Raw genomic sequence first — 12,851 nt, forward strand, 5'->3', positions numbered from 1 at the left:
GAGCGAGGTTCTCCGATGCCGTTCTTCCTCCTGGGTCTGTCGTTGGAATCGCCGTCCCGCCTCATCGTGCTGTCGCCGGTGGACATCGCGATCATCGCCATCTACTTCGCGATGGTGCTCGGGATCGGCTTCTACCTGAAGAGATACACGAAGACCGGTGACGACTTCTTCCTGGCGGGCCGCGAGATGACGGCCTGGGTGGCCGGGCTGAGCTTCCTGGCCGCCAACCTGGGCGCGCTCGAGTTGATGGGCTGGGCCGCGGCGGCCTATCAGTACGGCATCCTCGCCACCCATTGGTACTGGATCGGCGCGATTCCCGCGATGCTGTTCCTCGGCATCGTGATGATGCCGTTCTACTACATCTCGAAGACGCACTCGGTGCCGGGCTACCTGAAGCTCCGCTTCGGCGAGCCCTCGCGCGCGCTCTCGGCCGTGACCTTTGGCTTCATGACGGTCCTCATGAGCGGCATCAACATGTACTCGATGGCGCTCGTGATGAAGGTGGTGCTCGGCTGGGATATCAACTTCAGCATCTGGGTCTCGTCGATCACCGTGGCGATCTACGTCGGCCTCGGCGGCCTGCGGTCGGCCATCTTCAACGAGGTGCTGCAGTTCGTCCTCATCTGGCTCGGCGCGATGCTGATCTCGATCATCGGCCTGATCGAGACGGGCGGCTGGAGCGGGATGGTGGCGCGCATCCACGCCAATTTCCCCGGCGGTGACTACACGCACCTGTGGCGGACGATGGGGTCGTTCACCGACAACCCGATGGGCATCCACTGGACGGGGATCGTGCTCGGCCTCGGATGGGTGATCTCGTTCGGCTATTGGACGACCGACTTCCTCGTCGTCCAGCGCGTGTTGAGCGCGAAGGACCTGCGATCGGCGAAGATGGCTCCGATCATCGGTGCCGGCTTCAAGATGATGGTGCCGTTCATCGTCATCCTGCCCGGCCTGCTCGGCCTGGCGCTCCTCCAGCCGAAGCTGATGGGCGAGGCACAGGCGGTGGCGACCGGAGGACACAGCTACAACGAAGTGCTCCCGCTGATGCTCGCGCGATACTGTGGGCCCGGCCTCCTCGGCCTCGGCATCACGGCGCTCATTGCCGGGTTCATGTCGGGCATGGCGGGCAACGTCAGCGCGTTCGCCACGGTCTGGACCTACGACATCTACAAGGCGCTGATTCGGAAGGAAGCGCCCGACGCGCACTACGTGTCGATGGGACGCTGGTGCACGGTCCTCGGCGTCCTGGTCAGCATCGGGACGGCCTACCTCGTGATGCAGTTCCTCAGCATCATGGACTACGTGCAGGCGCTGTTCAGCTTCTTCATCGCGCCGCTGTTCGGGACCGTCCTGCTCGGCATGCTGTGGAAGCGGTGCTCGCCTGCCGGCGGGTTCTGGGGGCTGCTGGCGGGCACGGTCTCGTCGGTCGGGATGTGGGCGTGGGTGAAACTCGATCCGGCGGCGGTGCGCTACATCGCGCTTTCGTCGAACGCGCGTGACATGGCCGAGAACATGTACCGGGCGTTGTGGTCCTGGATCATCTGCGTCGTCGTCACCGTGGTCGTGAGCTTGCTGACGCGCCCGAAGCCAGACAGCGAACTGACTGGCCTCGTGTACGGCTGCACCGACGTGCCGTCCGAAGGCCATCTGCGGATCTACCAACGGCCGATCTTCTGGGCTGGCCTGGTCGGCGTCGTGTTCGTTGTACTCAACGTCCTGTTCTGGTAGCAGGGAGGAGGGGCCATGCATCGCCCAGGCTTGATCTCGATCTGGTTCTTCATCGGCGTGCTGCTGCTGGCGTACGGCGTGCTCATCACCGGCAGCGGTCTCTACGAACTCGTGGCGCCGCCCGAGCGGACCGTCGTCCTCGCCAACCTTCACGCCGGCATCTGGTGGGGGGCGCTGACCCTCGTGCTCGGCGCGTTCTACACCTTCCATTTCTCTCCATGGAGACAAAAATAGATGTGCGCTGCTGACGCTCGCATGACGCTGGGTCTGATTGTCGGCAACCGGGGATTCTTCCCGGACCATCTCGCGAGGAGCGGCCGCGAGGACATGAGTGCCGTCCTCGAGAAGGCGGGCATCTCGGTGGTCGCGCTGACACCCGGGGAGTCGAAGTTCGGGGCGGTCGAGACGCGCGAGGAGGCGGGGAAGTGTGCGACGCTGTTCCGCCGGCATCGCGACTCGATCGACGGCGTGCTCGTCACGCTGCCGAACTTCGGCGAGGAGCGGGCGATCGTCGACGCGCTCCGGATGTCCGAGTTGAACGTTCCGGTGCTCGTCCAGGCGACACCCGACACGCCGTCGCTGATGACCATCAGCGACCGCCGCGACAGCTTCTGCGGCAAGATGTCCGCCTGCAACAACCTGAAGCAGTACGGCATCAAGTACTCGCTGACGTCGCTCCACACCGAGACGCCTTCGTCCGACGAGTTCCGCCGCGACCTCGACTGGTTCACCGGGGTCTGCCGCGTCGTCAAGGGGCTCCGCCGCCTGCGCGTGGGCGCCATCGGCGCGCGGCCCGCGGCCTTCAACACCGTGCGCTTCAGCGAGAAACTGCTCGAGACCGCCGGCATCTCGGTCGAACCGATCGACCTGTCGGAGATCGTCGGCCGTATCGGCCGGATGAAAGACGACGACCCCGCCGCACAGGCGAAGCTGGCCGCCATCGAGGCCTACGTGGCGACATCTGGCGTTCCGGCGCCCGCACTGCTGAAGATGGCGAAGCTCGGCGCGGTCATCGACGGCTGGATGCGGGAGACCGAGGTGGCCATCAGTGCCGTGCAGTGCTGGACCTCCCTCGAGGAGTTCTTCGGCGTGGTCCCGTGCACGGTCATGAGCATGATGAGCAACGAGCTGATGTCCAGCGCGTGCGAAGTGGACATCTGCGGCGTGATCGCGATGCACGCCTTGCGGCTGGCTTCCGGCACGCCGAGCGCGCTGCTCGACTGGAACAACAACTACGGCGACGATCCCGACAAGGCTGTCTGCTTCCACTGCAGCAACCTGCCGAAGCACTTCTTCGAGGACGTGCGGATGGACTACCAGGCCATCATCGCGGGCACCGTCGGCCGCGACAACACGTACGGCACGTGCGTGGGCCGCGTGAAACCAGGCCCGATGAGCTTCGCGCGTTTCTCGACCGACGATGCGACGGGGCGGATTCGCGGGTACCTGGGAGAGGGCGCGTTCACCACCGACTCACTGCAGACCTTCGGAGGCGCGGGCGTCGTGCACATTCCCGGGATGCAGCGCCTGCTGCGCCACATCTGCGAGAACGGCTTCGAGCACCACGTGGCCGCGAATCTCTCGTCGGTCGCCGCCGTCGTGTACGAGGCGACGACGAAGTACCTCGGGTGGGACGTGTACTATCACGGGAAGTAGGCGGGCAGACTGGCAGGCGGCGGGCCGGATCGGTCCCTGGTCTGCCGCCTTTCCGCCTGACTCTGTTTGGGGGCGCGATTATGTCCATCGTGGCCGGCGTGGATTTCGGCACCTTGAGCGTGCGGGTGTCGGTTGTCGACTCGACGAAGGGCCGCCTGGGCTCCGGGGTGGCGGAGTATCCGCTCAATCGGAGGAAGAACGACCCCGACCACGCGACACAAAGCCACGACGCTCACATGGACGCACTCGTCCAGGCGACGCACCGGGCGATCGAGGCCGCCGGCGTGGACGGCCACCACGTGGAGGCCATCGCGCTCGACACGACGGGCTCGAGCGTGATCCCGGTGGGCGAAGGCCTCGTGCCGCTCGACGACTACTACCTCTGGTGCGACCACCGGGCGTGGCGCGAGGCGGCGCGCATCACCGAGGTCGCGCACCAGACCGGCCTCGACGCCATCCACTGGTGCGGTGACGTCTACTCCAGCGAGTGGGGCTGGGCCAAGCTGCTCCATTGGCTCCGCAACAACCCGGACAAGCGGCCGCGGTTCGTCACGGCGCTCGAGCACTGCGACATGGTGGCTGCGGTGCTGACCGGCGTCACCGACCCGGCACGTATCCCGCGCAGCATCTGCGCGATGGGACACAAGTGGCTGTGGAACGAAGCGCTGGGTGGGTTGCCGCCCGAGTCGTTCCTCGCCGCCGTGGACCCGTTGCTCGCCGGCGTACGCGACAAGATCGCCGGGGTGTACCAGACCTCGGACCGGCGCGCCGGCAGCCTGACGCCGTCATGGGCCGGACGGTTGGGGCTGAGCGCAGGCATCCCGATCCCGGTCGGGGCGTTCGACGCCCATTGGGACGCGGTCGGCGCCGGCGTCCGGCTCGGCGACATCGTGAACGTGATAGGCACGTCGACGTGCATCATCGCGGTGGGCGACAAGGCGGCGTGCATTCCCGGCCTGTGCGGCGTGGTTCCCGGGTCCGTGATCCCGACACTGACCGGCATCGAGGCCGGCCTGTCGGCAACCGGCGACATCTTCGATGCGATCGCGCGTCGCGCGCAGACAACGGTTGCCGCACTCAGCGAGGGACTCGAACGGTACCGCGCGGGAGAGACCGGGCTGTTGCGCCTCACATGGGACAACGGCGACCGGACGGTGCTGGTGAACCCGGAGCTCGGCGGCGTGACGCTCGGCTGGAACCTGTCGCACTCGCCGCAGGACGATCTGTTCGCGGCCATCGAGGGAACCGCGTTCCATACACGAATCATCCTGGAGCGGATGGAACAGCACGGCGTGCCGATCCGCCGCGTGATCAACGGCGGCGGCATCCCACGGAAGAACACGACGCTCAATGCCGTGTATGCCAACGTGCTGAACAAGCCGATCCTCGTCCCGAGGACCGAGGTCACCAGCCTCGGGTCGTCGATCTTCGCGTTCCTCGCCGCCGGCACCTTCGCCACAATCGAGGACGCGCAGGATGCGCTCTGCCCGGCATTCGACGTGATCGAGCCCGACCCGAAGCAGGCAGCCGTCTGCGAGCAACTGTTCTCGCTCTACCGCCGGCTGTACTTCGGGTTCGGCCGCCAGACGTCAGAGGCGATCCATGTCGGCGACGTGCTGCCGGCGTTGCGGCGCATCGCCGCGGAAGTGAGGCAGGCATGAGTACGATCGGACTGTTGCGCGGCGAAGTCCACGATGCCAACCTGGAGCTCGTCAGACGCGGCCTCGTCGTGCAGGCGTTCGGCAACGCCAGCGCGATCGACCGCGACACCGGTCTGGTCGTCATCAAGCCGAGCGGTGTGCCGTACGGGGATCTGTCGCCGGACCACCTCGTGGTCACGGACCTCGACGGGAAGATTGTCGAGGGGCCGTTCCGTCCATCGTCCGATCTGCCCACGCATCTGGCGCTCTATCGTGCATTCCCGGACATTGGCGGTGTCGTTCACACGCACTCCCGGTTCGCCACCGTGTGGGCGCAGGCCGGTCGCGAGATTCCCTGCCTGGGCACGACGCACGCCGACTACTTCCGGGGCGCCGTGCCGATCACCGATCCGATGACGCCCGACGAGATCGGGTCCGAGTACGAGTGGAACACCGGCCAGGCCATCGTTCGACGGTTTGCCCCACTCGACCCGGCAGAGATCCCGGCCGTCCTCGTGTCGGGCCACGGACCGTTCTGCTGGGGAACCTCCGCGGGATCGGCGGTGGACATCGCCGTCGTCCTCGAGGAGGTTGCGTGCATCGCCTGGCACACGATGGCGATTCGCCCCGACGCCGAGCCGCTTCCGACGCCGCTCCGCGACAAACACTTCCTGCGGAAGCACGGCCCCAAGGCATATTATGGGCAAGGTTGACGCGGTCACGATGCCCCTTACAGGAGATACGCATGACCATTGACAGGCGGAGGTTTCTTCAGACGTCGGCGGTGGCAGCAGGCGTTGGGCTGACAGGCGACGCGTTCGCCACCGCGCAGGCGTCCTCCGGACAGGCGTCGTCCGCAAGTCCCTTCGGGCACCTGAAGCCGATGATCGACGGCATTTCCAGAATCACCACGGATGACCGCAAGGCGCGTGTCGAGCAGGCGCGGCGGCTGATGGGCGAGAACAAGATCGACGCGATCATTCTCGACTCCGGGACGAGTCTCGGCTATTTCACGGGCGTCAGGTGGTGGGCGAGCGAACGGACGTTCGTCGCGATTCTCCCGGCCAAGGGCGAGGTGGCCTATGTCTGCCCGAAATTCGAGGAAGGCCGCGCGCGCGAGCTGATCGCGATCGGCAGCGATGTGCGCACGTGGGAAGAGCACGAGAGCCCGTTCGAGCGGATCGCGCAGGTGTTGCGCGATCGCGGCGCGTCGACGATTGGCTTCGAGGAGTACGCGCGCTTCTTCGTCTTCGACGGTCTCCGCCAGGCCGCACCGACCCTTCGGTACGTGAGCGCCACGCCGATCACCGCGGGATGCCGCGTGATCAAGTCGCCCAAGGAAATCGCGCTCATGCAACGGGCGACGGACATCACCATCGAGGCCTACCGGGCGCTCATTCCGCTGTTGCGGGCCGGGATGGCCGAGGACGAGGTCAGCGCGCTGGCGACCGCCGCTCATCGGGCGCTCGGCGCCGACGGCGGCATCGGCGCGAGTTTCGGCGAGATGACGTCTTCGCCGCACGGCAGCATCAAGCGGCGGCCGCTGAGGGAGGGCGACGTCGTGCTCATGGACGGCGGCTGCAAGGTGGATGGCTACAGCTCCGACATCAGCCGGACGGTGGTGCTCGGCAAGCCGACCAAGCGGCAGATGGAGATCTGGGATCTGGCCAAGCGATCGCAGGCGGCGGCCTTTGCCGCAGCAAAGCTCGGCGCGACGTGCGAGGACGTCGATGCCGCGGCGCGGAAGGTGCAGGCCGATTTCGGCTTCGGACCGGACTACAAGCTGCCCGGTCTGCCGCACCGCACCGGGCACGGAATCGGCCTCGACGGTCACGAGTGGACGAATCTCGTGCGCGGCAACACGACGAAGCTCGCGCCCGGCATGTGCTTCTCCAACGAACCAATGGTCGTCGTTCCCGGCGAGTTCGGCGTCCGAATCGAAGACTGCTTCCACATGACCGAGCAGGGACCGAAGTTCTTCAGCACGCCCAGCCCGGCCATCGACAAGGCGGTGGCGTGAACACCATGAAGAACCGACTCATTCTCTCCATCATCCTCGTTGGCCTTGCCGCAGCGGCCGTCGGCCTCCTGGCTCAGACACCAGCGCCCGCGGTTTCGGAGTCCAGCCTCGCCGGCTTCACGTACCGCAACCTCGGACCGTTCCGTGCCGGATCGTGGATTGCCGATATCGCGGTCCCCGACACGCCGCTCAAGTCGCACCTCTACACGTTTTATGTCGGCGTGCGCTACGGCGGCATTTGGAAGACGACGAACAACGGCACCACCTTCCAGCCCGTGTTCGACGGGCAGGACGTCACCGGCATCGGGTGCCTGACAATCGCCCCCTCCAACGAGAACATCGTGTGGGTCGGGACCGGGGACGCCGCGAGTGTCCGCGTGGCTTACCCAGGCGACGGTGTCTACAAGTCGGTCGACGCCGGCAAGTCGTGGCAGAAGATGGGGCTCGGCGACACCCAGCACATCGGCCGCATCGTCGTACACCCGACAAAGCCGGAGATCGTCTACGTTGCGGCAATGGGACGCCTGTGGTCACCGAACGAAGAGCGCGGCGTCTACAAGACGACCGACGGCGGCAAGACGTGGAAGAAGGTCCTCTACATCAGCGACACGACCGGCGCAATCGACATCGTCATCAACCGTCGCGACCCGAACACGCTCTATGCGGCGACGTATGACGTGCAGCGGCGTCCGTGGAAACTCATCGAAGGCGGCGCCGGAAGCGGCATCCACAAGACGACGGATGGCGGCAAGACGTGGACGAAACTCGCGGGCGGATTCCCCTCAACCCCACAGGGACGCATCGGCCTCGACATCTACCAGAAGAATCCGAATGTCCTCTACGCCGTGACCGAGAACTTCGGCAAGCGGCCGCCGACCGAGGAAGAGGCCAAGCGCGACCGCGCACGGAAGATCGAGCCGCAGGAGCGGAACATCGGTGGCGAGGTGTACCGGACCGACGATGGCGGCCGGGCGTGGCGAAAGGTGAACGCCGCGAAGGACGACGTCAGCTCGAAGGCCGGCTATTCCTTCAACCAGCTTCGCGTCGACCAGAACAACGACAAGCGTCTCATCATCAACTGCGACTCCCTCCTCAGTTCGGACGATGGCGGGAAGACGTGGGCCGGCCTGACCTGGAATTCACGGAGCCTGTTCGGGAAGGGATTCGGCGATTTCCGCACGATGTGGATCGACCCACAGAACTCCGACCGGTGGATTCTCGGCAGCGACGGCGGGGTACACATCTCGTACGACGCCGGGAAGACGTGCGATCACTACGCCAACATCCCGGGCGGCGAGATCTACTCGATCGATGTGGACATGGACAACCCGTACCACATCTACGCCGGTCTCCAGGACCACGACTCCTGGCGCGGACCGATCAACGGTCCAGCCGGCCGGGTCGGCCCCGAAGATTGGGTCACCGTCGGCGACAACGACGGGATGTACAACCGTGTCGATCCGACCGACAGCCGCTGGGTCTACAACACGTTCCAGTGGGGCGGCCACTACCGGGCCGATCAACGCACGCATACGCGGAAATCGATCGCGCCGACGCGGCCGGCCGGCCAGCCGCCCCTGCGCTACAACTGGACGCCGCCGCTCGCGCTGTCGCCCTTCAACAGTCACATCCTCTACACCGGTGCGCAGGTTCTGTTCCGATCGCTGGATCAGGGCGACCACTGGGAGGAGATCAGCCCCGATCTGACGACGAACGACGCGTCGAAGATTTCGCCGCCGGGGAGCACTGTTCAGTACTGCACCATCACGACGATCTCGGAGTCGCCCATGACCGCCGGCGTAATCTGGGTGGGCGCCGACGACGGCAAGGTGCAGGTGACGAAGAACCACGGCGCGACCTGGACCGACGTCACACCGAAGATCGCCGCCGCCGGGGGACCCGAGAACTACTGGGTGACGCGCGTAGTGGCCTCGCGCCACGCGCCGGGAGCCGCCTACGTCACGAAGTCGGGCCGCCGTTTCGATGAGTTCCGTCCCGTGGTGATGAAGACGACGGACTACGGTGCAACGTGGACGTCGATTGCGGCAAACCTCCAGCAGCGCGCGGTGGATGTCATCGTCGAGGACGTGAAGGACCCGGAGATCCTGTACCTGGGCACGAACCGCGGTGTCTACGTCTCGCTCGATACGGGACGGTCGTGGACGGCGCTGAAGGGCAACATGCCCACGGTGCCCGTGACCGACATGCTCATCCACCCGCGGGAGCGCGACCTCGTTGTGGCGTCGTACGGTCGAGGCCTCTGGGTGGCGAACACCTCGTGGCTCGCCGAGGTGAAGCAGGGCGCGCTCTCCGGGGACTCCCACTTCTTCGCCGTGATCCCCCGACCGCTCCCGGGAGACGGCGCCTGGGGCAACTACGAGCTCTATGGCGACCGCCACCTGGTCGTACCGAATGACGACGGGTTGAACTTCGACTACTTCCTCAAGAACAAGGCGGAAGGGAAGATCACGGTGAGCGTGAGCGACGCCGCCGGCAAGGAAGTCCGCGCGCTCGAAGGCACGGGTGCGGCGGGGCTGAACCGCGTCAGCTGGGACATGACGACCGGGCGGAACCGGCAGGCACAGCCGGGCGAGTACACGGTGACGCTTCACGTGGGGGACAAGACACTGACGCAGAAGGCCCGGATCCTGGTGGCAGGCCATCGATAGGGACCGTGGACGAGACTCGTTCTCACGCCGGGATCGCGAAGATCGCAGGGACACGATCTGCAAGATACACAGATACAGCTCTCTGCGGCCTGGGTGCCCTGTGTTGAATGACAGAAGGAGCGCTATGTTCGACCGTGAGATCTACACAGCGAGACGGGCGGCTCTTCAGAAGCAGTTCAGGAATGGTCTGCTGTTGTTCATGGGCAACAACGATTCGCCGATGAACTACACGGACAACACGTATCACTTCCGCCAGGATTCGTCGTTCCTCTACTACTGGGGCGTCGACGATCCCGAACTGGCGGCGGTGATCGATGTGGACGCCGGCCGGCACACGATCTACGGCCACGACTTCACCATCGACGACATCGTCTGGCGGGGACCGCAGCCGACCATCGCCGAACGCGCGGCCAGGGCCGGGGTGACGGGCACCGGCTCACGTGACGAACTGGCGAAGGCGCTGAACGAGGCGGTCCGTCAGGGACGCCGAATTCACTACCTGCCGCAGTACCGCGCCGACAACGTGCAGTGGCTGACGCACCTGATTGGGATCAGGGCGGAGGCCATCAATCAGCACGCGTCGGTGTCGCTCATCAAGGCCGTCGTGGCACAGCGGGCGTACAAGGGCGCCGAGGAAATCCAGGAAATCGAGACCGCCCTCGAAGTGTCCCACGACATGCACGTCCTGGCGATGAGGATCGCCCGGCCGGGCATGTACGAGCGCGAGGTTGCCGGCGCGATGACCGGGTTGGTGGAGTCGCGCGGCGTGCAGCTCGCGTTCCCGATCATCTTCTCGGTGCACGGGGAGACGCTGCACAACCACTACCACGGCAACCGGATGGAAGCCGGGCAGATGGCGGTGAACGACTGCGGCGCCGATTCTCCGCTGCACTACGCCAGCGACATCACGCGCACGGTCCCGATCGGCGGGAAGTTCGTCGGCCGGCAGCGCGACCTGTACCAGGCCGTGCTGCGCGCGCACAAGAAGGCGCTGGCCGCCGCGAAGCCGGGCGTGAAGTGGATGGACGTCCACCTGCTCGCGTGCCGCAGCCTGGCCGAGGACCTCAAGACGATCGGCTGCATGAAGGGCGATCTCGACGCGGCGGTGCAGGCCGGTGCGCACGCGATGTTCTTCCAGTGCGGCCTCGGCCACATGATGGGCTATGACGTGCACGACATGGAGGGGCTCGGCGAGCAGTACGTCGGCTACGACTCCACCGTCACGCGGAGCACGCAGTTCGGCCTCAAGTCCCTCCGCATGGGGCGCGCACTCGAGCCGGGCATGGTGATGACGGTCGAGCCGGGCATCTACATGATCCCGACGCTGATGGACAAGTGGCGGGCCGAAGGGAAGTTCACCGATTCTCTGAACTACGACGCGATCGACCAGTTCCGCACGTTCGGCGGGATCCGTGTGGAAGACGATGTCGTCATCACCGAGACTGGTTGCCGCGTCCTCGGCAAACCGATCCCGATCGAGATGGAGGACGTCGAGGCGCTGGCGGGGTAGTCCGGCCCTCGTGTCCCGCAATCCGTCCAGGCGGCCGGGGTGTTGCCAGCCGAGAGCCGCTCAGTCGATGCGGTAGTGGCACCCCCGGCTTTCACGCGACTCGATCGCGGCGAGGAGCACCGCCAAGGCCGTCTGGACTCCGTTGCGCAGGCTGATCAGCGGGTCGCTCAGCTCGGACCGCGCGTAGAACCGGCCGATCTCGAGCTGCAACTCCCTCAGGATCTGATGCGCGCGGTCGAGGCGCCGCCGGCTTCGCACCAGGCCGACGTAGTTCCACATGGTCTGGCGAATCGTCAGCCAATCCTGTGCGACGAGCGCCGGATCGACCGGCTCGTTCTCGTTCTGCCAGGGCGCGATCTCCGGCATGTAATAGCCGGCCTTCGACGTGACGTTCTGCGCCGCATCCCGCCCGGCCCGTGTCCCCCAGACGAGACACTCGAGGAGCGAGGTGCTGGCCAGCCGGTTGGCTCCGTGCAGGCCCGTGCACGACACTTCGCCGACCGCGCGGAGGCGGTGCATGCTCGATCGACCCCAGCCGTCCACGGTGATACCCCCGCAGCTGTAGTGCGCGGCGGGCACGACCGGAATTGGCTGGCTCGTGATGTCGATCCCCACCTCGCGGCACTTGCCGTAGATGAGCGGAAAGCGGTGGCGGATCCAATCGGCGGGCTTGTGGCTGATGTCGAGATAGGCGCACGGCAGGCCGGTCTCGTGCATCATCTGATGGATGCCGCGCGCGACGATGTCGCGGGGGGCGAGCGAGCCGTCCGGGTGGTACGCCGACATGAACTCGCGCCCCGTGTCATCGACCAGACGCGCGCCTTCTCCCCGCAGCGATTCCGAGATCAGGAACCGTTCGTCGCTGTGGAAGAGCGTTGTCGGGTGGAACTGCACGAACTGCATGTTGAGGCAGTGTGCGCCCGCACGATAGGCCATCGCGACGCCGTCACCGCACGCCCCCGGCGGATTCGTCGTGTGCAGGAAGATCCGGCCGAGGCCGCCGGTGGCGAGGATCGTCTCTTTCGCCATGAGCGAGCGGACGCGGCGGCTCTCGTGGTCGAAGACGTACGCGCCGACACACGTTGGCTCCCGGTACACGTCGAGCGGGTTGCGCGAGTGGTGCGAGAGGGACAGCAGGTCGATCGCCGAGTGCCTGGTGAGGATCGTCACGTTCGGCTCGCGACGGACCGCCGCGAGCATCGATTCCTCGATCGATCGGCCCGTCCCGTCCGCGCGGTGGATGATTCGCGGGACGGAGTGCGCGGCTTCGGCGGTCAGATCCAGATCGCCGTTCGGCGTGCGGTCGAAGGGGACGCCGGCGTCCTCCAGCAGAACCTCGCGAACGAGCGTCGGGCCCTCTTCCGCGAGCAGGGCCACCGCGGCGGGATCGCACAGCCCTGCACCAGCCGTGATGATGTCGGCGGCGAGACGATCGGGCGAGTCGTTCGCGCCGCGGTAGATGATGCCGCCTTGCGCGTCCCAGGTGTTGCACTGCTCGGGGCGCTCCGCCTTGGTGAGCATCAGCACCTGTGCCCCGGTCCGCGCTGCAGCCAGCGCCGCGGCGCATCCGGCCAGTCCGCTTCCGAGCACGAGCACGTCGATCTGGTCGTTGTTGGCCATGGTCT

General features: G+C 66.2%; 9 protein-coding genes. 8 read left to right on the forward strand and 1 reads right to left on the reverse strand.

The genetic code is table 11. The features are described 5' to 3' along the window. Positions 1 to 15: 15 nt before the first annotated feature. From VGK32_18240 to VGK32_18275, 8 genes are all read left to right on the forward strand, one after another. A complete protein-coding gene (locus tag VGK32_18240; protein HEY3383708.1) occupies positions 16 to 1,731 on the forward strand; it encodes a sodium:solute symporter family protein in 1,716 nt (571 codons plus the stop codon). Between the two features lie 15 nt (positions 1,732 to 1,746). Then, positions 1,747 to 1,965 (forward strand): hypothetical protein, encoded by a 219-nt coding sequence (locus VGK32_18245; protein ID HEY3383709.1) that lies wholly within the window; start codon positions 1,747 to 1,749, stop codon positions 1,963 to 1,965. Further along, positions 1,966 to 3,387 (forward strand): L-fucose/L-arabinose isomerase family protein, encoded by a 1,422-nt coding sequence (locus VGK32_18250; protein ID HEY3383710.1) that lies wholly within the window; start codon positions 1,966 to 1,968, stop codon positions 3,385 to 3,387. A gap of 80 nt (positions 3,388 to 3,467) precedes the next feature. Further along, the gene (locus VGK32_18255; protein ID HEY3383711.1) at positions 3,468 to 5,048 is read left to right on the forward strand and encodes a ribulokinase; all 1,581 of its coding nucleotides are present in this window, start codon (positions 3,468 to 3,470) and stop codon (positions 5,046 to 5,048) included. Then, positions 5,045 to 5,740: an L-ribulose-5-phosphate 4-epimerase gene (locus VGK32_18260; protein HEY3383712.1), complete on the forward strand. Its 696-nt coding sequence runs from the start codon at positions 5,045 to 5,047 to the stop codon at positions 5,738 to 5,740. Before VGK32_18255 ends, VGK32_18260 begins: the two co-directional genes overlap by 4 nt. Positions 5,741 to 5,772: 32 nt before the next feature. Further along, the gene (locus tag VGK32_18265; protein ID HEY3383713.1) at positions 5,773 to 7,047 is read left to right on the forward strand and encodes a Xaa-Pro peptidase family protein; all 1,275 of its coding nucleotides are present in this window, start codon (positions 5,773 to 5,775) and stop codon (positions 7,045 to 7,047) included. A 5-nt stretch (positions 7,048 to 7,052) separates the two neighbouring features. After that, positions 7,053 to 9,716, forward strand: coding sequence for a FlgD immunoglobulin-like domain containing protein (locus VGK32_18270; protein HEY3383714.1), 2,664 nt, complete (start codon positions 7,053 to 7,055; stop codon positions 9,714 to 9,716). 124 nt (positions 9,717 to 9,840) lie between these two features. Then, positions 9,841 to 11,226 carry a Xaa-Pro aminopeptidase gene (locus VGK32_18275; GenBank protein HEY3383715.1) on the forward strand — a complete coding sequence of 462 codons (1,386 nt, stop codon included), beginning with the start codon at positions 9,841 to 9,843 and terminating at the stop codon, positions 11,224 to 11,226. Positions 11,227 to 11,286: 60 nt separating this feature from the next. On the opposite strand, the gene nadB is transcribed toward VGK32_18275, so the two are convergent. After that, the gene (nadB, locus tag VGK32_18280; protein ID HEY3383716.1) at positions 11,287 to 12,846 is read right to left on the reverse strand and encodes an L-aspartate oxidase; all 1,560 of its coding nucleotides are present in this window, start codon (positions 12,844 to 12,846) and stop codon (positions 11,287 to 11,289) included. Positions 12,847 to 12,851 lie beyond the last annotated feature (5 nt).

This window comes from Vicinamibacterales bacterium (assembly GCA_036504215.1).
Lineage (GTDB): Bacteria > Acidobacteriota > Vicinamibacteria > Vicinamibacterales > Fen-181 > FEN-299.